The organism is Hyphomicrobium sulfonivorans, assembly GCF_013306565.1.
Classification (GTDB): Bacteria; Pseudomonadota; Alphaproteobacteria; order Rhizobiales; family Hyphomicrobiaceae; genus Hyphomicrobium_A; species Hyphomicrobium_A sulfonivorans.
Map to the genome: position 1 here is coordinate 75,055 of NZ_PZPO01000005.1, position 24,704 is coordinate 99,758.

A 24,704-nucleotide genomic window follows, 5' to 3' on the forward strand; every position below is an offset into this window, starting at 1 on the left:
GCGGCAGCATAGCGCAAGCCCGCTTTTGGCAGGGAAAGCCAGCGCAATAGCTCCGCAATAACATCGCCTTGTGCGTTGCCAGAAGATGCTTGCCGATAGGCATCAATGAAGCTGTCACTGCGTTGGCCGATGCAACCTAATCCCTGAATTTGAAGTAGCATCAGCTCGGGATGGAACCCTGTTCCTGCCAACCGAACTCGGACTGGTGGCTCACCAGCTCCGAACTTATCAATCGCTCATTAAAACGTTAGATGACTGATATTCAGATCGAGACTGAGCCTGATTGTGCGCATGCTCAGACGTGCCTCTCGCGTGGTTGAATCAAAACGCAGGGGTTTAAGTTTGAATACGGAACACAATCAATTTTATGCCGACGAAATAACGAAAAGAACAATGCTATTCAATTCAATTGTCGTTGCCCATCGAGCGGAACCTTAGGGGATTATCGGTAAGGTCGTTCTCATCGGACGGTGGTCGTTCGGGGCGCTTGGAAGACAGGCGTTCTAAGATTTGCAGGCAAAGTTTTTGTGGAGTTGAAACGTCATGTCGACCTCTAAGATGATTGCGGTTCTCGCTGCTTCGGCCCTGGTTGGTCTGTTCTCTGTTTCGGCGCAGGCTGAGTCGATCCCGCAGATGGAAGCTGACCAGTTTAGCGGCTCTTCCAATCCCGACGTTGACGCTGGCGCTTCCCGCGGTGCGGATCGCTCGATCGTCGAGCAGGAGCAGAACCAGTTCGGCAACAATCCGGCTCCGGATCTCGGCCCAGAGCGTCAGGTCGACGGCGGTGAAGATCTGCCGGAAATGGAACAGCAGGGCATCCCGGGCGGCGACCGCTAATAGCGTTCCCGACAGGATCTCCTCTCGGCCGTGCGGGCTCCCCTCCCGCGCGGCCGTTTCTGTTTTGGTAGTCTTCAAGGCGGATGGCGCACCGCTAAGCCGAGCTGCAACCTAAATGGCGGAGGGATAAGCGGCTTTTTGGCACTGATGCGGGAAAATTCCGCCAGCAGACAGCGAAAGCAGCCGAATTGTTTCCCTGGTACGAATTGTACCCCTTGCCATCGCGCGCTGCGCCGATTACACCGGGCTCGCTCTGAGCGACCGCAACACCAGCGGGCCAGAGCAATCCGGATGCTGCGGTAGCTCAGTGGTAGAGCACTCCCTTGGTAAGGGAGAGGCCGAGAGTTCAATCCTCTCTCGCAGCACCATTAAATCCCTGAATTCAGAAGATTGCACCGCCCTTGAAAGCGCAGATGTGCTCAGGCCGCGTGGCGCATGATTACTATCTGCGTATCGCCGTAGGTGCGGCGGTCAAGCTCGGTGAAGCTAGCCTGCGGGGTGAACGCGTTGTCAGCCCGTTCCTCGGCGATGACGATGGCGCCACGCGTGAGCCAGCCGCCTTCAACCATTGAGGCCAGCGCACGCTCGCCCAGACCCTGGTCATAAGGCGGATCGAGGAAGGCGAGGTTGAACGGCGCCATGGTGCCGACCGGGCCCAGATCCGTTGCGTCGCGGCGGAAGATGCGGGTGACGCCGGTCAGCCCGAATTTCTCGATGTTGGTACGGATCAGCGCGCGCGATTGCGCATCGCTGTCAACAAATAGGCAGAAGCCGGCGCCCCGCGAAAGTGCTTCAAGACCAAGCGCGCCAGTGCCGGCGAACAGGTCGATGACGCGGGCGCCCTCAAGCGTAAGCTCGGGAACGCCATGCGCCAGAATGTTGAACACACTTTCCCGTACCCGATCCGCTGTTGGTCGCACCGTGCCATCCTGCGGTCCTGTGATGGGACGACCGCGCAGCGTTCCGCCGACAATTCTCATGGTGTCTAGTCTGCCTTTTTGTTGCGCGCCTGGCGCTTTTCCCGCTCGGGATCAGCGGGTTTTCCGAGATCGAACTGTTCCGCCAACCGTGGCCCAAGCTGATCGGCAAGCACGCGCCGCCGCACAACCTCGGCCTCACCCGGCTTGAGATCCAACAGCTGGAACGGTCCGTAGGATATGCGGATCAGGCGGTTCACCTCTAGCCCCAGGTGGGCCAGGATGCGCCGCACTTCGCGGTTTTTGCCCTCGCGGATCGAGACGGTGAGCCAGGTGTTGGCGCCCTGTACGCTATCGACGGCGGCTTCAACCGGGCCGTAACGCACGCCCTCGATCTCGACGCCGTCCTTCAGGCGGTCCAGCAGATCCTGCGTCACCCGGCCATGTGCACGGGCACGGTAGCGCCGCAGCCAGCCGGTGGAAGGCAGCTCCATGTAACGGGCGAGGCGGCCGTCGTTGGTCAGCAGCAACAGGCCTTCGCTGTTGAAGTCGAGCCGGCCGATGGAGACGACGCGCGGCAGTTCTTCCGGCAGCGAGTCGAACACGGTGGGCCGTCCCTGCGGATCGGCGTGCGTGGTCACAAGGCCGCGCGGTTTGTAGTAGCGCCAGAGCTGCGGCGGCTCGACGGCGGGCAGCGGTTGCCCGTCCACCAGCACCTTGTCTTTCGGCCCAATTTCGAACGCGGGTGTCGACAGCACGCGTCCGTTGACGCTTACGCGGCCTTCCTCGATCCAGCGCTCAGCGTCGCGGCGCGAGCACAGGCCCGCGCGGGCCATTGCTTTGGCGATGCGTACAGGACCGTCGGGGTTCAGTGCCGGCAATTCCGCTTCGGCGGCGGCTTGGCGCCGGATGGCTGGGCTCAAGGGCTTGCGCGCGCCCGATGCTGGCCGGGCAGGGCGGTTGGGACGATCCGATTGCGGGCGCGCTGACAGTGAACGGCCTTCGCGTTGGGGGCGAACGTCGCGCTGCGGCCTGTCGTCGGATTGCGGCCGGGCGGCCTCGTGTCGCGGGCGATCCTCGCGCTGCGACTGAGCGCGGCCATCGCGCTGGGGACGTTCCGCGCGGTGCGCTGTGCCTGCGGGTTTCTGATCGTCCGCGCGTTGGCGGCGGACGAACTTGCTCGCGGGCCGTTTTTCATCGCGGCCGCCGTCCCGGCGCTCATCACGCCTGTCGTCTCGGCGCTCACCGCGCTTTTCATCCCGTTGTCCGGTTTGCGGACGTCGGTCGCCCTCGTCGCGCCACTGCCGCTCCGGTGCGCCGGGTGCACGCTCACGGCGGACGAACTTGCTTGCGGGGCGCTTCTCATCGCGACCGCCGTCGCGGCGCTCGCCACGGCCGCTCTCGCGCCGCTCACCGCGCTTTTCATCGCGCTGGCCGGTTTGCGGACGTCGGTCGCCTTCGTCGCGCCACTTCCGCTCCGGTGCGCCGGGTGCACGCTCACGGCGGACAAACTTGCTTGCGGGGCGCTTTTCAGCGCGGCCGCCGTCGCGGCGCGCGTCACGCCTGTCGTCCGCCCGCTCATCGCGATTTTCATTCCGCTGGCCGCGACGGCCTGCGCCATCCGGGCGGGCACCCTTTCCGGCAGGCTTGCCGCGTGGCGGCTTGGCGAAGTTCGGGCCTTTGCCCTTGCCGCCGGGCTTTCGCCCTCCGGTGGCTTCGCCGGGGCGCGCGCCCCGCGAGCCTGCTGGCCGGGGCGCCTTACCGGCGGGCTTGCGAATACGGCGCTTTATTGGTTTGTCGGCAGACATGGATGTTTTCAACCGGGTTGGGATTGGAGCCCTTATGGCACCGGAGCGCGTTGAGGGCCACATGTTGCGCGCTTTGCAGGAGGCGCAAGCCGCTGCGGAACGTGGAGAAGTGCCGGTTGGCGCGGTGGTGGCGGGCCCGGACGGGCAGTTGCTGGCCGCTGCGGGCAATCGCACGCGTGAGCTTTCCGATCCTACCGCACACGCCGAGATGCTGGTGATCCGGCAGGCGTGCGCGCTGCTGGGCTCGGAGCGGCTCATCAACTGCGATCTGTATGTGACGCTGGAACCGTGTCCGATGTGCGCGGCGGCGATCTCCTTTGCGCGCATCCGTCGGCTTTACTATGGCGCGTCCGATCCCAAAAGCGGCGGCGTGGAGCAAGGCCCGCGTGTTTTCAATCAGCCGACCTGTCACCACGCGCCGGAGCTTTATCCGGGCATCGGCGAGCCGGAGGCCGCGGCGATATTGAAAGCGTTCTTCGCGGGGCGGCGCTGAGCGCCTCGCCATGCGTGGTGCGGTGGGTGTGAAGCTGCTCAACGCTTGCGGGGCGAGCGGGCAGGCGGTGTTGACGGGCGCTCTGATTCAGCCGGCGCCTGTTCATCAACGGCGGGTAGTGTCTCGGCCTTCAGCAGCCGCGCGAGCTGCGCCTTGACGCGTTCCTTGGCCGGCTCGGCCGCTGCCAGAATTTCCTCCAGTTTCATGAAGTCGAGGATCTGATAGCGGCTGGTGCCTGCGTCGATATAAAGATCCGGCTGGCTGTGTCGCAGCTTCTCTCGAATGATCGTGCGCTCGAAGATGAAGTTGCAGGCGAACAGGGTTTCCCACGCTTTCGGCATCACGCGGTCGGGGCTGCGCGTCGGTGCGCCGCTGACGTCAACCGCGACGGTGAGATCGGCATCGCCGGCGATGAGATCGAACGGCAACGGATTGACCAGTCCGCCATCGATCAGCACGCGGCCTTCAACTTCCACCGGCTGGAAAATGATCGGCAACGCCATGCTGGCGGCAACTGCGCGGCGCAACGGTCCGGAGCTGAAAACGACAGCTTCCTGCGCGTAAAAATCCGATGCAACGATCTTCAGCGGCGTCGTCAGATGATCGAAGTCGCGCGCAAACTGCGGCGGCAAAATCGTATCCAGCAGCTTTTCCGGCGATAAAAACGCAGGACGCGGCGCAAACGCGTTGAGGAAGCTGCCGGAGCTACGAACGCGCGCTGCATAGAGATCGCGGACAAGATCGATCTTCTTGTTCAGCACTTCGAAGGTGTGATTGCGGATCTGCTTGCCGCTAAGACCGGAAGCATACGCCGCCGCGAACACCGCACCGATGGATGTGCCGGCAATCACCTTCGGGCGAATGCCCATCTCATCGAATGCTTCAAGGATTGGAATGTGCGCCAGACCGCGCGCACCGCCGCCGCCAAGCGCAAGCGCAATGGAAGGCGCCGGGGTGCGGTTCCGGGCGCCGCCTATGGTGCGGACTGGGGTGTGCCGTTTGCTCATCAATGCCCTTGTGCGAGCGTATGTGGATCTGGCAGCTACTCAAAACATGATGCGTGACGAAAGCACTTTAGCGACGAAATTTTGCGCCGTTACGCGACTGTGGAGGTGCGCAATGCCGCACGGAGCTCGCTCACCGCGATGCCTTCTCTCGCTCGACCGCGCGCCAGCCGATGTCGTTGCGATAAAAGCCGCCGGGCCAGTCGATTGCGGTCGCTGCCTGATAGGCGCGCGCCTGTGCTTCGGCGACGGTTTTACCGATCGCCGTTACGTTCAGCACGCGGCCGCCGGTTGCCAGCAGGCGGTCGCCATCGCGGCGCGTTCCGGCGTGGAAGATCTCGACACCGTCAATCGCTGCGGCCTTCTCGACACCGTTGATCTCGGTGCCGGTATCGGGTGACGCTGGATAGCCGTTCGCGGCCAGCACAACGGTCAGCGCCGCGTCGTCATACCAACGCAGATCAAACGTATCGAGCACGCCATCGGTTGCGGCCAGCAGTGCCAGCAGCAGATCGGATTTCAACCGCAGCATCAGCACCTGCGTTTCCGGATCGCCGAAGCGAACGTTGTATTCAATCAGCTTCGGGCCATCGGCGGTGATCATCAGGCCCGCGAACAGCACACCCTTGAACGGGATACCGCGCGCCTGCATCGCCGCGACGGTCGGATTGATGATCTCATCCATGATCCGCGCCGACATTTCCGGCGTGACGACGGCGGCAGGCGAATAGGCGCCCATACCGCCGGTGTTGGGGCCGGTGTCGCCATCGCCGACACGCTTGTGATCCTGCGCAGCCACAAGCGGCAGCGCGTTCTTGCCGTCACACAGCGCGAAGAAGCTGGCTTCTTCGCCGACGAGAAATTCCTCGATGACCACTTCGCTACCTGCGGCTCCGAACGCGCCTTCAAAGCAGGCTTCGATGGCAGCATCGGCTTCAGCGTGCGTTTCAGCAATGGTGACGCCCTTGCCCGCTGCAAGGCCGTCAGCCTTCACGACGATGGGCAGCTTCTGCTGGGCGGCGTATGCCATCGCGCTGGCGGCATCGGTAAAGCGGCCATAGGCCGCGGTGGGAATATTGAATTCGGCGCACAGATCCTTGGTGAAGCCCTTCGAGCCTTCAAGTTGCGCGGCGGCCTGCGAAGGTCCAAAACATTTGATGCCGGAGGTGGCGAGATCGTCAACCAGACCGGCAACAAGCGGTGCTTCCGGACCGACGACAACGAGATCGATGGCGTTGTCCTTGCAGAAACGCATCACGGCCGTATGGTCGGCAACAGCGAGTGGCACACATTCGGCCACGTCCGCAATTCCGCCGTTGCCGGGCGCACAGTAGAGATTCGACAACAGCGGGCTGGCGCTGAGCTTCCAGGCAAGGGCATGCTCGCGGCCGCCGGAGCCGATGAGGAGAACGTTCATCGATGCGTGTCTCTCGAAAGCAAGTGGACTAAAGCAAGGGGACTGTTGGCGCCCGGCGGATCACCGAAGCGCGGTCTGATGTATCATCGAATCGGAATGCCACAAATGAGCACTCACGCGTGAGCGAACTGGATCTTAATTCTCAAGCTGGCGCAAATGTCGCCGAGTTTACGGTTTCGGAGCTTTCCGGCGCCATCAAGCGCTCGCTGGAAGAAGGCTTCGGCCACGTGCGCCTGCGGGGCGAGATTTCCGGCTTCCGTGGGCAGCACGCTTCCGGCCACAGTTATTTTGCGCTGAAGGACGACCGTTCAAAGATTGAAGCTGTCATCTGGAAGATGACCTACTCCCGCCTCAAGGTTAAGCCCGAGGAAGGGATGGAGGTGATCGTTCAGGGCAAAGTGACGAGCTATCCGGGTTCGTCGAAATATCAGATCGTCATCGAAAGCCTGGAGCCTGCGGGGCTCGGCGCGCTGATGGCGCTGCTGGAAGAGCGCAAGCGCCGCTTCACCTTTGAAGGGCTGTTTGCCGAGGAGCGCAAGCGTGCGCTGCCGTTTCTGCCCAGCCTCGTCGGTATCATCACGTCGCCGACAGGCGCCGTCATCCGCGACATGTTGCACGGCTTCAACGAGCGCTTTCCGACGCGCGTGATGGTGTGGCCGGTGCGTGTGCAGGGCGAGACCTGCGCCGCTGAGGTTGCGAACGCAATTGCTGGCTTCAACCGTGTCACTGGCGCTGGACCGATCATGCGACCCGACGTGCTCATCGTGGCGCGCGGTGGCGGCAGTCTGGAAGACCTGTGGGGCTTCAATGAAGAGATCGTCGTGCGCGCGGTTGCGGCCAGCGTCATTCCGGTCATTTCCGCTGTTGGCCACGAGACTGACTGGACGCTGATCGATCTTGTGGCTGATGCGCGTGCGCCGACGCCAACCAAGGCCGCCGAATGGGCGGTGCCGAAGTTTTCCGACCTCGACGATACAACGCAAAGCCATGGCCGCCGTCTGAAGATTGCAGCGCGGCGCACGCTGGAGCATTCGCGTTCCGATCTGAGAGCCGCTGCGCGTGGACTGCCGCGCTTGCAGGATGTTCTGGCGCTGCCGCGTCAGCGGTTCGATGCATGTGACAAGCGTTTGGGCCGTGCGTTGCTGGCCAACACGCGTGCGCATCATACGCGGTTCGCCCGCATTTCGGCGCGGCTACATCCCGGCCCGATATCTTATCGCATCGCTGTCGGCGCGGAGCGTGTCGGCGTGCAGTATGGCCGCGCCGGGCAGGCGTTGCGCAATTTGCTGCAGCGTCGACGTCAGCGGCTGGAAGGTTTCGACAAGCTTCTGTCAACCTTGAGCTACCAGAGCGTGCTCCGGCGCGGGTTTGCGCTGGTGCGCGATGCTGATGGGCGCGCCGTGCGCTCGGTCGCAGATGCGCCGGCCGGGGCCCGCCTTGAGGTCGAATTGCAGGATGGCCGCGTTGAAACCCGCGTGTTGGGCGACGGCGCCCCGGATATCGGGGGCGGTGGCGTAGCCAGCGATGCGGGCGCCGCTGGAAGCGAACGCGCCTCCGAGGCTGCAGTGCCCGCGCAAGCCGCAACGCCCGGGGTGCGGCGTTCCCGCATCCGCAAAAGCGACGATCAGGGCTCGTTGTTTTGAATCTTAACGCGCCGCATCCGTAACTATTTTAGCGGCGCTTGACGTTCCGCTGGCGATTGGCATTGTGAGCGGCTGATTTTTTAATGCCGCTTTCGGCTCCCGGCACCCAAGGCCAGACTGGGCAGACAGAGACGCGTATGAACCGGATTGACAGATTTTTCGGCCTCACAACCGAAGCCAAGGTGAGATATTTCGGCGGTGAGTTTCAGGTGATTTCGCCTGGCGATTATGTGCGCTGCGCCGTCACCGGCGAGCAGATCATGCTGCCGGACCTGCGCTATTGGAGCGTGGAGCTGCAGGAAGCCTATTCCTCGCCGGATGCATCGATGAAGCGCTATCTGGAAACCCGCGTTAAGCCGGAGATCGACGGGCTTTAATTCAAGCGCCGGCGCGTGGGGCACTCGCTCACTTACGCGCTGGGCAATGGTGGCCGCTGCCGATGTGTTGACGCCTTGATGGCATCGTCGATCATCGATTGCAGCATGGGCATGTCCTGCTGCGCGATGCGCATTTCAATCGGCACCGTGCGGGTTTTCGCAGCCAGTTCCGCCAGCGCGGGATTGCCCTTCAGCCGCGCGAAATCCTTTTCCGTTGTTACCAGCAGTGCATTTGATGTCGCCGCCTGTTCAAGCAGGCGCACAGCTTCCGCAGCGGTGAACGGGTGGTGGTCGGCAAACGACTGCGCATCGACCAGGTTGCCGCCGAGCTTTTCAAGCAGACGATAGAACCGGCGCGGATTAGCGATGCCGGCGAACGCCAACAGCGGCTGTTGTGCAATCCACGCTGTTTCGCCGCTGGCGGTGACATGCGCTTCCAGAACGGGTCCGGGAAAACCATCGCGCAGGATTGCGTTGATGCCTGATGTTGGTGCTTTCTCCGGCGGATCGCGGACGATGACGACATCTGCAAGCCCGATTTGGAAATCGAACGGTGCGCGCAACGGTCCGGCCGGGATGACCTCGCCGTTGCCGATGCCGCGCTTGCCGTCGATCAGCGCGATGGAGAGATTTTTTGCGATAGCCGGGTTTTGCAGTCCATCGTCCATGATCACAGCGGTGAACGGGCGCGGATCGTTCTCGATCGCAATAACGCCTTCGCGTCGGTCACGCGCGATCATGGTAGGAGCGACGGCGGCCAGCAGCAGCGGTTCATCGCCGTAATGGCGCGCAGCGTCAGCCACGTTCTCAACCCATGCCGGGCCACGCGTTTTGCCGCCGAAACCGCGCGTGAGAAAAACGGGCCGCTCGCCACGGTCGAGCAGCGTGCGCGCGATGGCGAGCGAGAGCGGTGTCTTGCCGGTGCCGCCGGCGGTGAAGTTGCCAACGCAGATGACGGGCAGGCGCGATCGATACGGCTGCTGGCGATAATACCGGCGCTCGGCGATCCAGCCGTACAGCCAGCTTACCGGTGTCAGCAGGCGGCGGCGCACGTCATCGGGCTTCGCATACCACCAGACCGGTTCCTCAAGAGGCACGCTTCAGTCCCCCATCGGGGAGGTATTGCAGCAGCGCCTCGACCGTGATGTCGAGCGCGCCGGAAAGCGTTGCCAGGGCCTGCTCCGCTCCGGACTGCATACGCTGCAGCTCGACCGGATTTTCAAACAGGGCGGCAACCTTTTCCGCCAGATCCGCACCAGATTGCACCTCAACAGCACCCTTGTGCTGCAGCAGCGCCTGATAGGCGTCGGGGAAGTTCTGCCAGTTGGGGCCGGTAAGCACGGCCGCACCGTGGCGTACGGCTTCGATGGGGTTCTGTCCGCCCCGCTGCACCAGCGAGCCACCGATATACGCCAGCGGCGCAAGCGCATAGAGCGTGCCGAGTTCGCCGATGGTGTCGGCGATGTAGATGTCGGTGCGGTCGTCCGGCAGTTCGCCCAGTGAGCGCTGGGCAACGCGGAAGCCGAGGTTTTTCAGCATTTCCGACAACGGCGTGCCGCGCTCGGGATGACGCGGGGCGATGATGGTGCACAGTTTCTCGAACTTGCGGACGAGTGCGCGATGGGCGGCGGCGATCTCTTCCTCTTCGCCCGGATGGGTGCTGGCCGCGACAAGAACTTCGCGGCTGCCAAGCGCTGCCCTGAGGCGCTGCAACTCGGCGCCGTCGACCGGTGGCGGCGGCGAATCTATTTTCAGATTGCCAGCGGGAACGACGGTGCGCGCACCAAGCCCGGTGAAGCCGAGCGCCATACGCTCATTCTGCGCTAAGATAACGTTGAACCGGCTGAACAGCGGCACGGCGGTGGTGCGGTTGCGCTCCCAGCGGCGGCGGCTGCGGTGCGACAGGCGACCGTTGACGAGCGCCATCGGAATGTTGCGCGCGGAGGTTTCCAGAATGAGCGAAGGCCAGATCTCCGATTCCGTGAAAACGGCGAGATCGGGTTTCCAGTGATCTAGGAAGCGGCCGGCATACTGGGGTGCGTCCAGCGGCACATACTGGTGCAGCGCATTAGGGCTAAGGCGGCGCTCGGCCAAACCGGCGGATGTGACGGTGCCGGTAGTCAGCAGAAAGCTGAGATCGGGCCGGGCGGCGGACAGCGCGTCCATCAGCGGCAGAATGGCGTTGGTCTCGCCGACGCTGGCCGCGTGTATCCAGCACAGTGCTCCCGCCGGACGCGCAGTGGAAGCCACGCCCAGGCGCTCGCCACGCCGCCGTGGGTCCTCCTTGCCGCTGCGTTCGCGCACCTTCAGCAGCACCGGAGCCAGCGGCCGCAGCAGCGTCATCGCCGTGCGGTAGGTCTTCAGGCGGAAGTCGGGTGCTGCGGGCGGCGCGGCGGGATCGGTTGTCGGTGGAGATGCGCGCTCAAGATTGGCACCCGCCATGGCATAGGCCCTCGCAGTCACGGCATTGAGGCTGGTCTCAAGCTCGAGGCGTAAGGCCTCCAGCTCAGCTTCGCCCGCGTCAGCCGGGACATGAATAGGATCGCCAGCGACGTACACCAGCTTGGAGCGCGGAAGATTGATTGTCATCCGGCTCCATGTGTTCAGCGACAGGAAACGCGACGTTGCCGCAGCGCAGGGCACGATTGGGCGACCCGACAGGCGAGCGATCATGATAATGCCGATGCCCGCACGGCGTGCCGGGCCGGGTGGCACGTCGGCGGTCATGACGAGGGAATAGCCGTCGTTCAGAGCCCGCACCGATTGCCGCAGCGCATAGGCTCCGCCGCGGTCCTTGCGGCGCACGCCGGCGCCAGCGCCGCGGATCAACTCCACGCCGAGGCGGGACATTGCCTCGCCAATGAGTTCTGCGTCGCCATGGCGGGCGACCATAGCCGCAACCTTGGTTTCTTCCGAGGGGCGGAACCCTGACGTGAGCATGAATTGCCCATGCCAAACAGCGACAATCAGTGGATGATCGGCGGCAAGGCGCTCCAGGGCGTCGGAGGGTTCATAGGTGGTGCGCGATGAGCGCTGCACCAGCGTAATCACGCGCGCCAGCGTGCCGCCAACGAAGCGATTAAGCCTGATTTTCATCGCGGGCGAACGTGCCATCCTCGAAGGGTACCTCGGCGCCAGGTCGCCTCGATGGGCTATGGTTCTGGGTGAACCACTTGCAGGTGGTTCCTATAGCTAATATCTAGCATTAGCAAACCGGGTCGTGGGGCGCATACCGTGATTTTTTATCGGTTTGCTGTGTACGCCGCCCGCTCCCTCCACCTCTCAAATTCAGCGGACTTTGATGGCAGGACTGGTGAAGCGGGCGAAACGCTCATGGCGACGCGCCGGGCGAAAGTTTACCCGCAGTGTGGCTGACGCGCTGCCGCCGGGCCCACGTCGGGTCCTGTCGGCGCCTGCCGCCTATTTGAGCATGCTGTTTGTCGACCATGGCATATTTCGCCTAGCGTATCTTAATGCGCATCGCCTGTCCGGCAAAACCTGGCGTGCCGCACAGCCTGCGCCGCATCAGATCCGCCGGTTTGCGCGCAAGGGCGTGCGCACCATCGTCAATCTGCGCGGCGCCCGTGAGTGCGGCAGCTACTGGCTGGAAACGCGTGCCTGCGAACAGGCGGGAGTGAAGCTGGTCAATTTTCAGGTCCGTTCACGTGCGGCGCCCAGCCTTGAAGAGTTGAAGGGCGCCGCACGCCTTTTCAACGAAATCGAATATCCTGCGCTGCTGCATTGCAAGTCGGGTGCTGATCGTGCCGGACTGATGAGTGTGCTCTATCAGCATCTGCATGAAGGCGTGCCGATGGCGGAGGCCAAGAAGCAGCTTTCGCTCAAGTTTGGCCATATCCGGCAGGCGCAGACCGGCATTCTCGATTACTTTTTTGAGCGCTATCTGGCCGACAGCGCTGAGACCCCGATGGATTTCTTCACCTGGGTCGACACCGTCTACGATCCGGATGAGCTGAAGGCTTCGTTTCAGGCCAAGGGCTGGGCCAACCGGCTGGTCGATTCAATTCTGCGGCGCGAATAGCGCGGGCGGGAGGCGCTTTTTTTGCGCCGGTTCTTCTTCGGGAAACCGACGTGGGTGCGGGCCTTCGCCGGCAGGACGATGATGTGTGCGGCGACGAGCGGGCCGCACGCACCAATCAGCGCTGGCGGCCGGCCCGTCCATAGAGAGTCGCCAGCGAAAAAAACGGCCGGCTTTCCGGAGGGAAGTCGCCGGTGCGAGAGAAGCATTCACCGGCGGCCGGCTCCCCGAAGGGGTGTCGCCGGTGCGAACGAGAGCCGCCGGTGCGAGCAAATTCAGACCGGTTCGCGCACGCTTTCCGTGTCGGCCGGCGTAGCTACCAGGGCCTGCGAGCGCACAAGCCGCGCGTAATGGCCGTCGAGACCAAGCAATTCCATGTGCGTGCCAGTTTCGACAATCTGCCCATCCTCCATCACGCAAATGATGTCGGCGTTCTGAACCGTGGACAGCCGGTGCGCGATGACCAGCGTGGTGCGATTGCGCGTGAAGCGCGCCAGCGCTTCCTGCACAAGCCGCTCCGATTCCGTGTCGAGCGCGCTCGTGGCTTCGTCTAGCAGCAGGATCGGTGCGTTCTTCAGGATGGCGCGGGCGAGCGCGAGGCGCTGACGCTGGCCGCCTGAGAGCCGCAGGCCACGGTCGCCGATCTCGGTGGCGTAGCCATCGGGCTGAGCAAGAATGAACTCATGCGCTGCTGCCGCTTTCGCTGCCTCGGCGATGTCGTCCATCCCCGCGCCGAGCCGGCCGAGCGCGATGTTCGCCGCGATGGTGTCGTCGAACAGCGTGACATCTTGTGAGACGATGGAAATGCCATCGCGCAACGATTGAAGGGTGACGTCGCGGATATCGTGCCCGTCGATGGCGATGGAGCCGGCTTCTACGTCGAACAGGCGCGGCACCAGATTGAGCACGGTGGATTTGCCCGCCCCGGAGCGTCCGACCAGCGCCACCGTTGCCCCGCCGGGAATGTCGAGTGTGAAATTGCTGACAGCCTGTGCACCGCTGCCTGCGTATCCGAAGCCGACGTTACGGAACGAGATGGCGGCCTTGCTGATCGCAAGCGGCTTGGCGTCGGCCTTGTCGACGATGGTGGGTTTTTCGTCGACCAGCTCGTAGTAGCTTTCAGCGGCGGCGAGGCCCTCGTTGATACGGCCGGAAAGCGTGCCGAGGGCACGGATCGGTTGCGAAGCCATCAGCAGCGCGGTGATGAAGCCCATGAAATCGCCGACGGTCGAGATGCCATTGGCAATGCGCCAGTAGGCGAGCGCGATAACGCCGGCAATGGCCAGACCGCCAAGCGCTTCCAGCAGCGGATCGATACGGGCGCGGTTGACGACGGCCTTCATCTTCAGCTTGAAGACGTGCTCAAAGCTCTTGTTGAGCTGGTCCGAAGCGTAGTTTTCAAGCTGGTACGATTTGATCAGGCGCGCGCTGGACAGCTTTTCGGTGAGCAGCGAAGTCATGTCACCCAGTTCGTTCTGGGTCTGCTTGGCGACGCGACGCAGCTTCTGGCTGAGATTGGCGACCGGCAGTGCGGCGATTGGATAGACGCACAGCACGATCAGCGACATCATCCAGTCGAGATAGATCATCGACGCCACGAGCGCGACGATCATCAGCGCATCGCGCACGGCTGTGTTCAGCGCGGCCTGCACGGCCGTCTGCACGAAGCCGATGTCGTTGGTCAGCTTGGAAACCAGCCGGCCCGGTGTTTCACGCGACAGGCGGCCGAAATCGGACGTCATCAGATGCGCAAAGCCGACGCGCTGCATGTCGGTGGTCATGCGCATCACGACGCGGTTGGTCTGTACCGTCTGCAGATACAGCAGCAGGCTGCGCAGCATCGTGGCGCCGATGATCGCGCCCAGCACGATGCCGAGCGAGCCTGTCTCCTCCGCCATCAGCATGTCGAAGGACGCCTTGATGATCATCGGATAGGCGCCGGTTATCGCCGCCAGCAGCGCAGTCAGAACGAAGGCGACAACCAGCTGACGCCAGCGTGGCGCGATCCATTCGTGCGTGAACCGCTTCAGCAGTCCCCGCTTCTGTGCATCCAGAGATAGGTTTTTGCTGGCGGGCTTTGGCGGGGCCGGCGCTACCGATGCCACGATCAGGCCTTGCCGTTTTCCGGCTCCAGCAGCCGGTGCATGTGGACGATGAAGTAGCGCATCATCGCGTTGTCGACGGTGCGCTGGGCGGCGGCTTTCCAGGCAGTGTGCGCCTCGGAATAGCTCGGATAGATGCCGACGATGTCGAGATCCTTGAGGTCGCGAAATTGCACGCCTTCGAGCGACGTCAGTTCGCCGCCGAAGACGAGATGGAGAAGCTGCTTCGGCGATGTCGTGGTGTCACTCATAGTAGAAAGGCTCCTTCGTTAACTTTTGGCCCGTGCGTCTTGCAACCGGTCGATCGATTACGTCGAATTTACGCTATCTTTTAAGCTGGTAGGAAGCCGAATGTGGCATCATGTCTGCATGGTCGCACCAGACGGCTGCTCTGAAGACAACGGCGAGGCTCCCGGTTTCGGCTTGAATCCAGGCACGGATTCAAGCCGAAATTGATTCCGCCTTTGCCGATGACGGGCATCGAGCTCAACTCAGCCCCGCCATGCGCGAGATGGCCATGTCGGCCACCAGCCCCAGGAAGATTACCATACCCACGTCGCGGTTGGACCGGAACCGGCGCAGGCAGTTGGCCCCGTCCCGCGTATCCAGCGTGGTCACCTGCCAGGCCATTTGCAGCGATGCCAGCACAATGGCCAGGAAGAAAATGAGATGTGCGCCGGCCAGGAAACCGGCCAGCAGCCACAGCACGATTGCGCCGGCATAGAATGAGCCCACCCAGGTCATGGTGTTTTCGCCAAAGCGGATGGCGGTGGAGCGCAGGCCCAGCATCAGGTCGTCTTCGCGATCCTGATGGGCGTAGATGGTGTCGTAACCTATCGTCCACAGCACCGAGCCGGCATAGAGCAGCAGCGCGGGGATGGCGATCGATCCGGTTGCGGCGCTCCAGCCGACCAGTGCGCCCCAGTTGAATGCCAGACCGAGAATGAGCTGCGGCCAGTTGGTGAAGCGTTTCATGAACGGATAGATCGCCACCAGCAGCAGCGATGCAGCGCCGAGCTTGATGGTGAAGCTGTTGAACTGCAGCAGCACGGCGAGGCCGGCAAGGCTGCACAGTACGGTGAAGACCAGCGCCGATATGGGGCGGATCTGACCGGCGGGAATAGGCCGGCTGGCACCGCGTGCGGTGCGGGCGTCGTAGTCGCGGTCGATGTAGTCGTTATAGGCGCAGCCAGCGGCGCGCATCAGCAGGGCACCGGCTGCGAACAGGAACAGCAGCCACGGACTGGGATAGGGCTGGTTGAGCTTGACCTCGGCCAGACCGACCGACCACCAGCACGGCAGCAGCAGCAGCCAGAAGCCGATAGGGCGATCCAGTCGCGCCAGCCGCAGCCAGGGGCGCAACGGACGCGGCGCATAGCGGTCCACCCAGTTGCGTTCGGTCGCATCCGCAACGTTGACGTCCTGTTCGGTCGTTGAGGGATTGGCGTGCATGACTGCCCATGGTTGACGAGGCGGCGCAGAACCTAGCGGCGGCGCGCCGCCAGATCAAATCGACATGCCAGCAATCCGACCCGAAGTTGTGAAGGCGCTGCGTCGAATGCCGTTTTTTCGGCTTTCTGGCACCGGATGAAGGCCCGGCGATGATCGGAGCGCGCCCGGTTGGCGGACACAACGTCACGCCATGGATTTATGCTGTTTTGGCAACATGTTAAGTGTGACGCTCGGCTCTGACGGGCGGCGCGGAATTTATAGCCCGAGCAAGGAAGACTCGTGCGGATCCCGGCCATGCGCCGGGATGACGATGTGGCGAGGAGCGGGTATTCCCCGCTCGGCGGCCAGCTCCCGGAACGGGAGTCGCCGAGCGCAACAGACAACTGCGGCCGGCTCTCCGAAGGAGAGTCGCCAGCGCCCAGAAACTCGTCATCCCGACAAGGGTCGGGATGACGAGTGGCGCGCGATGATGGCCTGCACTTCAGCCACGAGATCGGCGGCGTCCACCGTCACCTGGGCGGGACGCTGCTCTTTCCATTCCTCGTGATCTTTGATCGCCTCAGCGGCCTTGGCGCCCTCGATCAGATCCTTCAGCGTCACCTTGCCGGCATCGCGCTCATCCGAACCCTGGATCACCACGCACGGACTGCCGCGCTTGTCGGCATATTCAAGCTGCTTGCCGAACTTCTTCGGGTTGCCGAGATACAACTCGGCGCGGATGCCGGCGGCGCGCAGCGTGTGCACCATCTTTTGGTAATCGGCGATGCGTTCCTTCTCCATCACCGTGACGATGACGGGGCCGTCCGCTGGTGGTGGGCTGTCGCGATTGAGCACAGCGAGCGCAGCCTGCAAGCGCGATACGCCGATGGAGAAGCCGGTGGCGGGCACCTTCTGGCCCGTGAAGCGGGCGACGAGATCGTCGTAACGGCCGCCGCCGCCGACGGAACCGAAGCGCACCGGGTTGCCCTTTTCGTCCTTGACCTCGAAGGTCAGCTCGGCCTCGAACACGGGACCGGTGTAATATTCGAGACCGCGGATCACGGATGGATCGATGCGGATGCGCTCGACGCCATAACCCGCCGAGGCCGTCAGTTCCGCGATCTGCGCCAGCTCGGCAACGCCTTCGCTGTCGGTGATAGCGCGCAGCTTGCTCAGCGTTTCGTCGTTGCTGTCCGCCAGCGCTGCGGTGAAGCCGAGAATGGCGTCGATGCCGGCGTCGTCCAGTTCAGCGCCCTTGGTGAAGTCGCCGCTTTCGTCCTTGCGGCCTTTGCCCAGCAACTCGCGCACGCCTTCTGCGCCGAGGCGATCGAACTTGTCGATGGCGCGCAGCACTGTGAGCCGCTTGGCTGCGTTGTCATCACCGCCGATGCCGATTGAAGTCATCACCGCATCCAGCACCTTGCGGTTGTTGACCTTGATGACGTAATCGCCGCGCTTGATGCCGAGCGCTTCCAGCGTGTCGGCGGCCAGCATGCACATCTCCGCATCCGCCGCGACGCTGTCGGCGCCCACCGTGTCGGCGTCGAACTGCATGAACTGGCGGAAGCGTCCCGGGCCCGGCTTCTCGTTGCGGAACACATAGCCGGTGGCATAGCGGCGGAACGGCTTGGCGATGAACTGATAGTGCTGCGCCACATAGCGGGCGAGCGGCGCGGTGAGATCGTAGCGCAGGCTCATCCACTGTTCGTCTTCGTCCTGCAGCGAGAACACGCCCTCGTTAGGGCGGTCCTGGTCGGGGAGGAACTTGCCGAGCGCGTCGGTGTATTCGAACGCAGGCGTTTCCAGCGGCTCGAAGCCATAAAGCTCATAGACGCCGCGAATTTTGCCCAGCATTGCCTGCTGCTGGCGCAGCTCAGCGGCTTCGATGTCGCGCAGCCCGCGCGGCAGGCGAGGGGTGGGGCGCGCGTCTTTTTTCTGCTTGCTCATGGAAATCAATAGGTTGCGCAACGGGTGCGGAGGCTTCGGATTGCGCGCCTTATAGCATCATGGAAGGAATACACACCACCGCGTAACGAAAACCGTTGAAACATCAGGACGTAGCGTTCGCCCGCAAATGCCGTAGTCCGGCGCCGTCAGCCGACCTTCGGCCGTGAATCGGGCTGCTGGGGTTCAACCTCGTCGGGCGTATCCGGCACCGGCACGATCTTGGCGGTTGCGGGATCGAACACCGGACGCGGCGGAGGCAGACCGAAGCCACGCTTCAGCACCGCGTGGGATTCCTTCGCCGGCACGCTGACGATCTCACGCTCCGGCCAACGCAGCGCCGTCAGCGTGTTGCCGTAGACGCAGCCAGTGTCGATGCACAGCGTATTGTTTTGCCATTCCGGTTCCTGCACCGGCGTGTGGCCGAAGATGACGGGCACCGGCCCGCGATAATCCGCAGCCCAGTTGAAGCGCTCGGGCACGCCGTTGGCATCGACGCGGCCGGAGGTTTCGCCATAAAGACCGAAGTCGCGCGCGCGGGGGAAGTTGCGACCCAGCATGCTTTCGCGGATGCCAGCATGCGCCACGGCGACCGCGCCGCCATCAAGCCACGCATGGCTTGGCAGCGTCGCCAGAAACGCCTGCGCCCGCGTTTTGATACCGTCGCCTTCGCCTTCAAGCTGGCTGATCGTGCGTTCCAGCCCGGCGCCGATTTTCACCGTGTTGCCCTTTAGCCAGCGCAGGAATTTGTCGTCGTGATTGCCGAGGATTATCAGCGCGTGGCCGTTCTCTACCATATCCATCGCGATGCGCAGTGCGTCGGGTGATGCGGGACCGCGATCAATGAGATCGCCAACAAACACGGCGCGACGGCCCTTTGGCGCGGTGGTGATGGCGCGGCGATCATCGCCCTTGCCTTCAAGGCGCACGGTGTAGCGAAGCTTTTCCAGCAGCGCGATCAGCTCATCAACGCAGCCATGCACGTCACCGATGAAATCGAACGGTCCGCGCTCATGGCGCCAGTCTGTCGAGACGGCTGCGCGGCGTTCTTCCGCAGGGTTCTGTTTTTTTGTCATCGGTAAGAACTCCGGGTTCTTGATGCCCGGCGAAGCGGGAACGGAATTGCATTGATCGGCAGCGTACCTTGCTCTTGCGATCCATGCCACATTGCGCGCGCTAAAGCACGACCGCTTTTCTGCGCACCGACGCTGCCTGGTTTCAATCGCCCACCGCTTCACGCTGCACGCAGATCAAGACCGTAGAGATCGCGGCCTAAGCGTGAATGAAATCGTTGACGCGGCGCTTGGTCGGTTCGGGCACATCGGAGACAAATTTCGACAAACCTTCAAGGCCAAGTGGCACCGGTCCGCCGAATGCCCAATCCAGCAGTTCCACCGTGTGTACGATCGGAACGTCCAGCGAGGTGGACAGTTGCGTGATGCAGCCGATATTTCCCGCCGCCACGACGTCGGGCTTCACGCGCTTGATGTTTTTGGTTTTGCGGTCGCGCAGCTGGCTGGAAATTTCCGGCTGCATGATGTTGTACGTTCCCGCCGAGCCGCAGCAAATGTGCGCTTCGGGAATGTTCACCACGCTGAAACCGGCCTTCACCAGCAGCTCGCGCGGCACTTCCTTGATTTGCTGGCCATGCTGCAGCGAGCAGGCGGAATGATAGGCCACCCGAAGTGACGACCAGCGTCGCGGCGCGCCAAGGTCATATTTGCCGATGAATTCGGAAACATCGCGCGCCAGTTCGGAAATGCGCGCCGCGCGGTCGGCATAATCTGGTTCGTTGCGCAGCAGATGGCCGTAGTCCTTCACCGTCGTGCCGCAACCGGATGCGTTGACGATGATCGCATCAACGGGCTCGCCGTCCTTCTCGATTTCCTTCCACCATGCATCGACATTGCGTTTGGCGAATTCGATGGCGCCCGCTTCATTGCCCAGGTGATACGTCAGCGCTCCGCAACAGCCAGCGCCCGCCGCCACGATGACGTCGACGCCGTGACGGGCGAGCAGGCGGATGGTGGAATCGTTGATGCCCGGACGCAGCACCTGCTGCGCGCAACCGGCCAGCATGATGACGCGGGCGCGGCGCTCATCTTCCGTCGCGGCAACGCCAGGGCCTTCATATTTCGGCGATGGCGGCAGCACTGCGGGCGCCAGCTCAATCAAGGCGGCCGCCTGATCGAAGCCGAAGCGGCGCAGCAGTTTCACCCACGGACGGCCCAGCGGCGCCAGCTTGAGCGCGAAGCGGAAGCGATCGGGATGCGGCACCACCTCTGACAGCAGGCGGCGCATTGCGCGCTCTTTCCATGGGCGTGTGCCGGTCTGCTCGATGTATTCACGCGCGAAGTCGACCAGATGCATGTAGTCGACGCCGCTTGGGCAGGTCGACATGCACGACAGGCAGGACAGGCAGCGATCGACATGGTGCTGCACCTCGGGGCTGGCGGGGGCGCTGTCCTCCAGCATGTCCTTGATGAGATAGATGCGCCCGCGCGGGCTGTCGCGCTCATCGCCCGTCAGCACATAGGTGGGGCAGGTGGCGGTGCACAGGCCGCAGTGGACGCAGCGGCGCAGGATCGCTTCGGCCTCGGCGATGCGCTCGTTGCTCAACTGCTTCTGGCTGAAATTCGTCTGCATCCGCTGGCGCCTGATGTGCTGAAAGTGAAAGCCGTGTGTCGGTCGGTTTAATGCGGAATGGTCGTGATGTGTGATGGTGAAAAGCTTGCGATCACGCGCTGCTCCTACAAATTGGCGTACATGCGGCCAGGATTGAGGATGCCAGCAGGATCGAAGGCTGCCTTCAGGCCGCGGGTCAAGCGTTCCAGCCCGGGATCAAGCGGCTGGAACACTTCCACCGCCGCCCTTACCGCAGGCTCAGCCCGGATCAGCGTCGCATGGCCACCGTGGATCGCGGTGACGCGGCGGATCTCGGCCGTACTGGCGTCGTCGGCTGCCGGCACCTCAAGCCAGATCAAGGCGCCACCCCAGTCGTAATACACCTCAACCGGCATGTAACGCTTGATCGCGGCAACGAGTTTGGGCGCTGTCGTCGGCTTCGTCGAGATGCGCCACAGCAGCGACGGGCGGTTGGGCATCACCGACAGCCGCCGCAGTTCGCCCCAGAACTCGAGCGATTCACGGTGGTCCAGTTCCAGAGCCTTGCCATAGACCTTCAGCATTTCTTTCAAATGCTGTTTGCGTCCGGCTACCGCACTGGAGAAATTTTCCAGACGCAGAGCAGTGACGGACTTGCCCATGGTGCGCAGGCCCGGATGGCCAAGGCGCGCGGCCACCGGAGCCTGCAGATGGATGGCGCCCGAAACTTCGACCGGCAGCGCCAGCGCGGTTGATAGCAGCTCGATGGCCAGATCGTCCGGCAGTCCGAGATAGATCACCGTCGCCGCGGTTTCGGGCCACGGGATCACCTTGAACGTCACCTCCGTCATCACGGCCAGCGTGCCCCAGCTTCCCGCCAGCCCGCGCGTCACGTCATAGCCGGTGACGTTCTTCATCACCCGGCCGCCAAGCTGAAACAGCTCCGCCCGGCCATTGACGCCTTTGACGCCGATCAGATGATCGCGGGCCGCGCCACACTGGATGCGCCGCGCGCCTGACATGTTGGTGGCGAACACGCCGCCAATGGTCTGCGCGCCATGCGCCGCGCCGGTTGCCGGGCCAAGGTCGATCGGCTCAAACGGCAGCATCTGGCCGCGCGTCGCCAGCTCGGATTCCACCTGCGACAGCGGCGTGCCTGCGCGTGCCGACATCACCAGTTCGTTCGGCTCATACAGTGAGATGCCGCGCAGCGAGGCTGTGGTGATCGTAACGGCGCCATCCACAGGCCGGCCGATGCCGCGCTTGGACCCGGAGCCGACGATCTCCACCGGCATCCGTTTTTCCGCGCAGCCGGCAATGACGAACTGAAGCTCCCAGTCGGCGCCGGGGCGCTGCAAATCGCTCAATGGCTTTCTCCTCAGGCCGCCCTGTCTGCCGCCGACTGCTCGCTCAACTCCTGAGCGGGCAACGGAAAGACCTTACCGGGGTTCAGCAGCCAATGGGGATCGAAGATGCTTTTTATCCGCATCTGAACTGCAAGATCCGATGGCGAGAACTGTATATCCATCAGATCGCGCTTTTCGATGCCGACGCCGTGCTCGCCGGTCAGGCAACCTCCGACGGCAACGCACAGCTTCAGGATTTCGGCGCCGGCCTGTTCGGCCCGGATCGCCTCGTCGGGATCATTGGCGTTGAACAGGATCAGCGGATGCAGATTGCCATCGCCAGCGTGGAATACGTTGGCCACCTTCAGACGCTTCTCGGCGCAGATTTCGCCGATGCGGCTCAGCACCTCGGGCAACCGCGCCAGCGGGATGGTGCCATCCATGCAGTAGTAGTCGGAAATGCGGCCCATGGCGCCGAACGCTGCCTTGCGGCCCTTCCAGATGCGTTCGGAATGCTCGGTGGATGTGCTGGCCTCGATAACCTGAGGATCGAAGTTGAGGGCAATATCTGTGATGGCACGCAATAGCCGCTCGATCTCGTCCTCGAAGCCTTCCACTTCAACGATCAGCAGTGCCTCGACGTCGAGCGGATAGCCAGCCTTTGCGAATGCTTCAGCGACGGCGATGGCGGGCTTGTCCATGTATTCGATCGCGACCGGGATGATGCCGGAACCGATGATAGCGGCAACGCACTGGCCTGCAGCCTCGCACGACGAGAAGCCGAGCATCACCGGCCGCGCGAACGGCATGCGCGGAATGATCTTCAGCGTTGCCTCGGTGATGATGCCGAACTGGCCCTCAGACCCGATGACGAGCGCCATGAAATCATAGCCGCCGGAATCCAGATACGGCCCATTTATCTCCACGATCTCGCCGTCCATCAGCACCATCTTGAGGCCGAGGACATTGTTGGTGGTCACACCGTATTTCAGGCAGTGAGCACCGCCGGAGTTCATGGCGAGGTTACCGCCCAGCGTGCAGGCAAGCTGGCTCGATGGATCGGGCGCATAGAAAAAACCCTCCGCCGAAACCGCGTCGGTAATCGCGAGGTTGGTGATGCCCGTCTGCACGGTGATGGTGCGGTTGACGAAATCAGTTTCCAGCACGCTGTTCATGCGCGAGGTGCCGATGACGATGGAATCCGCTGTCGGGGTTGCGCCACCACACAGCGAAGTGCCGGCGCCGCGCGGCACAACCTTCACGCCGGCCTGGCGGCAATATTTGAGAAGCTTCGACACGTCTTCTGTTGTGCGCGGCAGGGCGACGGCGAGCGGCGGCTGGCGATATGCGGTCAATGCATCGGCCTCGAAGGCACGGCGGCCTTCTTCGCGCGATATGACGCCATCTGCGCCGAGCAGCGCGACAAGCTCACCGATGATCGTCTCGCTCCGGTCGAGCACCGTGCGATCAGGCTCCGGCATTCTCGACAGCGTCATGGGGGCTCAAGCTCCAAAAAAGTTCAGATGGGCAGCGCGGCGTGTACAGAAATTAAGTATCGCAGCGCCGCCGATTGCTGTCATACTCTTAGACAACAGTACAGCTATCGGGTGTTCCAGCCGATACCTTATGGTCACCGTCATGCGGCGGTTACACGTATTCGCTGGCATGCGTTGTCGCCTTGCGGTCCAGGGAGAAGGCCGGGGGCCTGTTGCCAACGGGGGAACTCGTGACTGCCATTAGCGATCTCGACATCTTCGCACGCGTCGCCCGCACCGGCAATATGTCGGCCGCCGGCCGCGAGATCGGGCTTTCTCCGGCGGTCGTTTCCAAGCGCATCAGCCAGCTCGAGGAGCGTCTGGGCACGCGTCTGTTCCAGCGCACCACGCGCCATCTCACCTTGACTGAAACCGGCGCCGGCTATTTCAAGCGCGTCGCCGATATCCTTAGCCTGTGCGAAGAAGCCGAGGATTTTGTAAGCCGCCGCAATACCAAGCCGCGCGGGTTGCTTAAACTCAGCGTGCCGACGGCGTTCAGCCGCAAGCACATCTCGCCGCACATGAAGGAATTTCTGGCGCGCTATCCGGAAATCGAGCTGCACGTCAACATCTCCGATGCGTTTGTTGACATCATCCGCGAAGGATTTGACCTCGCGGTGCGCATCGGGGATCTCGGCGAAACTTCGCTTGCGGCTCGGCGCATCGCCGCTGACACACGCGTGCTGTGCGCTTCACCCTCATACATCGAGCGTCACGGCGTGCCGCCGCAACTGGCCGATCTGGAACTGCACAATTGTTTGACGGCCGACCCTGTTGATGTGTGGCGACTGTCCGGGCCGGAAGGTGAGGTGCAGATCCGTCCTCAGGGCTCGGTACATTGCAATTCGGTCGAGTTCCTGCGCGAGCTGGTCATATCGGGGATCGGCATCGGCCTGCTTTCCATCTGGGATGTGGGCGAGGAACTGCGCGACGGCACGTTGCGCATCGTGCTGCCGCAGTATCGCAATGCAGCGGGCGGGGTTCATGTCGTCTATCCAAGCCGCGAGTTCATGCCGGCAAAGGTCGATGTCCTGATCGACTATCTATGCGAGCTGTACGGTCCAGCCCCCTATTGGGAAAAGGATCTCAATCTCGACAAGGCTATTTCCAGTCGCCCTGCACGCAAAGTCGGGAAGCCGGCGCGGGCAGTTGCTGTCGACAAAATCTAGCGTTTCCACCGCGCATGCCCAGCCACTGGGTGATGAACCGC

Annotated in this window: 20 protein-coding genes and 1 tRNA gene; 7 read left to right on the top strand and 14 right to left on the bottom strand. The window is 63.0% G+C overall.

The window, feature by feature from the left end; translation table 11 throughout:
• Nucleotides 1-543 precede the first annotated feature (543 nt).
• Both C6Y62_RS11845 and C6Y62_RS11850 read left to right on the top strand, forming a co-directional pair.
• Nucleotides 544-837, top strand: coding sequence for a hypothetical protein (locus C6Y62_RS11845; protein ID WP_173954091.1), 294 nt, complete (start codon nt 544-546; stop codon nt 835-837).
• Nucleotides 838-1,130: 293 nt separating this feature from the next.
• Nucleotides 1,131-1,205 (top strand) — tRNA-Thr (locus C6Y62_RS11850).
• A 51-nt stretch (nt 1,206-1,256) separates the two neighbouring features.
• Here C6Y62_RS11850 and rsmD read toward each other — a convergent pair.
• Together rsmD and C6Y62_RS11860 are read right to left on the bottom strand one after the other, a co-directional pair.
• On the bottom strand, nt 1,257-1,817 hold the full coding sequence (gene rsmD, locus C6Y62_RS11855) for a 16S rRNA (guanine(966)-N(2))-methyltransferase RsmD (RefSeq protein WP_173954092.1): 561 nt from the start codon (nt 1,815-1,817) through the stop codon (nt 1,257-1,259).
• Between the two features lie 5 nt (nt 1,818-1,822).
• Nucleotides 1,823-3,562: a pseudouridine synthase gene (locus C6Y62_RS11860; protein ID WP_173954093.1), complete on the bottom strand. Its 1,740-nt coding sequence runs from the start codon at nt 3,560-3,562 to the stop codon at nt 1,823-1,825.
• 34 nt (nt 3,563-3,596) lie between these two features.
• On the opposite strand from C6Y62_RS11860, the gene C6Y62_RS11865 reads away from it, so the two are divergent.
• Nucleotides 3,597-4,055 carry a nucleoside deaminase gene (locus C6Y62_RS11865; RefSeq protein WP_246274650.1) on the top strand — a complete coding sequence of 153 codons (459 nt, stop codon included), beginning with the start codon at nt 3,597-3,599 and terminating at the stop codon, nt 4,053-4,055.
• A 38-nt stretch (nt 4,056-4,093) separates the two neighbouring features.
• Here the strand turns inward: C6Y62_RS11865 and C6Y62_RS11870 are convergent, their stop codons facing one another.
• Nucleotides 4,094-5,062: a patatin-like phospholipase family protein gene (locus C6Y62_RS11870; protein ID WP_173954094.1), complete on the bottom strand. Its 969-nt coding sequence runs from the start codon at nt 5,060-5,062 to the stop codon at nt 4,094-4,096.
• Nucleotides 5,063-5,192: 130 nt separating this feature from the next.
• Nucleotides 5,193-6,476: a phosphoribosylamine--glycine ligase gene (gene purD, locus C6Y62_RS11875; protein WP_173954095.1), complete on the bottom strand. Its 1,284-nt coding sequence runs from the start codon at nt 6,474-6,476 to the stop codon at nt 5,193-5,195.
• A 119-nt stretch (nt 6,477-6,595) separates the two neighbouring features.
• On the opposite strand from purD, the gene xseA reads away from it, so the two are divergent.
• Nucleotides 6,596-8,119 (top strand): exodeoxyribonuclease VII large subunit, encoded by a 1,524-nt coding sequence (gene xseA / locus C6Y62_RS11880; protein WP_338074367.1) that lies wholly within the window; start codon nt 6,596-6,598, stop codon nt 8,117-8,119.
• Nucleotides 8,120-8,256: 137 nt separating this feature from the next.
• Nucleotides 8,257-8,496 (top strand): DUF2093 domain-containing protein, encoded by a 240-nt coding sequence (locus tag C6Y62_RS11885; protein WP_068461316.1) that lies wholly within the window; start codon nt 8,257-8,259, stop codon nt 8,494-8,496.
• A gap of 32 nt (nt 8,497-8,528) precedes the next feature.
• Here the strand turns inward: C6Y62_RS11885 and lpxK are convergent, their stop codons facing one another.
• Complete coding sequence (gene lpxK, locus C6Y62_RS11890) at nt 8,529-9,593, bottom strand: tetraacyldisaccharide 4'-kinase (protein ID WP_173954096.1); 1,065 nt, start codon at nt 9,591-9,593, stop codon at nt 8,529-8,531.
• Nucleotides 9,583-11,610 (bottom strand): glycosyltransferase N-terminal domain-containing protein, encoded by a 2,028-nt coding sequence (locus tag C6Y62_RS11895; RefSeq protein WP_173954097.1) that lies wholly within the window; start codon nt 11,608-11,610, stop codon nt 9,583-9,585. Before C6Y62_RS11895 ends, lpxK begins: the two co-directional genes overlap by 11 nt.
• A gap of 316 nt (nt 11,611-11,926) precedes the next feature.
• Between C6Y62_RS11895 and C6Y62_RS11900 the strand changes: the two genes are divergently transcribed.
• The gene (locus tag C6Y62_RS11900) at nt 11,927-12,535 is read left to right on the top strand and encodes a fused DSP-PTPase phosphatase/NAD kinase-like protein (protein ID WP_246274651.1); all 609 of its coding nucleotides are present in this window, start codon (nt 11,927-11,929) and stop codon (nt 12,533-12,535) included.
• 272 nt (nt 12,536-12,807) lie between these two features.
• On the opposite strand, the gene C6Y62_RS11905 is transcribed toward C6Y62_RS11900, so the two are convergent.
• From C6Y62_RS11905 to C6Y62_RS11940, 8 genes are all read right to left on the bottom strand, one after another.
• Nucleotides 12,808-14,637 carry an ABC transporter ATP-binding protein gene (locus C6Y62_RS11905; protein ID WP_338074366.1) on the bottom strand — a complete coding sequence of 610 codons (1,830 nt, stop codon included), beginning with the start codon at nt 14,635-14,637 and terminating at the stop codon, nt 12,808-12,810.
• A 2-nt stretch (nt 14,638-14,639) separates the two neighbouring features.
• Nucleotides 14,640-14,885 (bottom strand): DUF4170 domain-containing protein, encoded by a 246-nt coding sequence (locus C6Y62_RS11910; RefSeq protein ID WP_173954099.1) that lies wholly within the window; start codon nt 14,883-14,885, stop codon nt 14,640-14,642.
• A 235-nt stretch (nt 14,886-15,120) separates the two neighbouring features.
• Nucleotides 15,121-16,086, bottom strand: a complete 966-nt coding sequence (gene ubiA, locus C6Y62_RS11915) for a 4-hydroxybenzoate octaprenyltransferase (RefSeq protein ID WP_173954100.1) — start codon at nt 16,084-16,086, stop codon at nt 15,121-15,123.
• A 429-nt stretch (nt 16,087-16,515) separates the two neighbouring features.
• Nucleotides 16,516-18,012: a histidine--tRNA ligase gene (gene hisS, locus C6Y62_RS11920; RefSeq protein WP_173954101.1), complete on the bottom strand. Its 1,497-nt coding sequence runs from the start codon at nt 18,010-18,012 to the stop codon at nt 16,516-16,518.
• A gap of 146 nt (nt 18,013-18,158) precedes the next feature.
• Nucleotides 18,159-19,085 (bottom strand): bis(5'-nucleosyl)-tetraphosphatase PrpE, encoded by a 927-nt coding sequence (prpE, locus tag C6Y62_RS11925; protein ID WP_173954102.1) that lies wholly within the window; start codon nt 19,083-19,085, stop codon nt 18,159-18,161.
• A gap of 196 nt (nt 19,086-19,281) precedes the next feature.
• On the bottom strand, nt 19,282-20,655 hold the full coding sequence (gene glcF / locus C6Y62_RS11930; protein ID WP_173954103.1) for a glycolate oxidase subunit GlcF: 1,374 nt from the start codon (nt 20,653-20,655) through the stop codon (nt 19,282-19,284).
• Between the two features lie 104 nt (nt 20,656-20,759).
• Nucleotides 20,760-21,980 (bottom strand): glycolate oxidase subunit GlcE, encoded by a 1,221-nt coding sequence (gene glcE, locus C6Y62_RS11935; RefSeq protein WP_068461005.1) that lies wholly within the window; start codon nt 21,978-21,980, stop codon nt 20,760-20,762.
• Between the two features lie 11 nt (nt 21,981-21,991).
• Nucleotides 21,992-23,455: an FAD-binding oxidoreductase gene (locus C6Y62_RS11940; RefSeq protein ID WP_173954104.1), complete on the bottom strand. Its 1,464-nt coding sequence runs from the start codon at nt 23,453-23,455 to the stop codon at nt 21,992-21,994.
• A gap of 230 nt (nt 23,456-23,685) precedes the next feature.
• Between C6Y62_RS11940 and C6Y62_RS11945 the strand changes: the two genes are divergently transcribed.
• A complete protein-coding gene (locus tag C6Y62_RS11945) occupies nt 23,686-24,663 on the top strand; it encodes a LysR substrate-binding domain-containing protein (protein WP_173954105.1) in 978 nt (325 codons plus the stop codon).
• Nucleotides 24,664-24,704: the final 41 nt, after the last annotated feature.

Bases quoted from the DNA above. Each gene is read 5' to 3' on its own strand.
- glcF (WP_173954103.1), bottom strand. From the start codon at position 20,655: ATGCAGACGAATTTCAGCCAGAAGCAGTTGAGCAACGAGCGCATCGCC.
- C6Y62_RS11885 (WP_068461316.1), top strand. From the start codon at position 8,257: ATGAACCGGATTGACAGATTTTTCGGCCTCACAACCGAAGCCAAGGTG.
- C6Y62_RS11845 (WP_173954091.1), top strand. From the start codon at position 544: ATGTCGACCTCTAAGATGATTGCGGTTCTCGCTGCTTCGGCCCTGGTT.
- C6Y62_RS11865 (WP_246274650.1), top strand. From the start codon at position 3,597: ATGGCACCGGAGCGCGTTGAGGGCCACATGTTGCGCGCTTTGCAGGAG.
- C6Y62_RS11870 (WP_173954094.1), bottom strand. From the start codon at position 5,062: ATGAGCAAACGGCACACCCCAGTCCGCACCATAGGCGGCGCCCGGAAC.
- ubiA (WP_173954100.1), bottom strand. From the start codon at position 16,086: ATGCACGCCAATCCCTCAACGACCGAACAGGACGTCAACGTTGCGGAT.
- prpE (WP_173954102.1), bottom strand. From the start codon at position 19,085: ATGACAAAAAAACAGAACCCTGCGGAAGAACGCCGCGCAGCCGTCTCG.
- C6Y62_RS11860 (WP_173954093.1), bottom strand. From the start codon at position 3,562: ATGTCTGCCGACAAACCAATAAAGCGCCGTATTCGCAAGCCCGCCGGT.
- C6Y62_RS11895 (WP_173954097.1), bottom strand. From the start codon at position 11,610: ATGGCACGTTCGCCCGCGATGAAAATCAGGCTTAATCGCTTCGTTGGC.
- C6Y62_RS11910 (WP_173954099.1), bottom strand. From the start codon at position 14,885: ATGAGTGACACCACGACATCGCCGAAGCAGCTTCTCCATCTCGTCTTC.
- hisS (WP_173954101.1), bottom strand. From the start codon at position 18,012: ATGAGCAAGCAGAAAAAAGACGCGCGCCCCACCCCTCGCCTGCCGCGC.
- C6Y62_RS11940 (WP_173954104.1), bottom strand. From the start codon at position 23,455: ATGACGCTGTCGAGAATGCCGGAGCCTGATCGCACGGTGCTCGACCGG.
- rsmD (WP_173954092.1), bottom strand. From the start codon at position 1,817: ATGAGAATTGTCGGCGGAACGCTGCGCGGTCGTCCCATCACAGGACCG.
- C6Y62_RS11900 (WP_246274651.1), top strand. From the start codon at position 11,927: ATGCTGTTTGTCGACCATGGCATATTTCGCCTAGCGTATCTTAATGCG.
- purD (WP_173954095.1), bottom strand. From the start codon at position 6,476: ATGAACGTTCTCCTCATCGGCTCCGGCGGCCGCGAGCATGCCCTTGCC.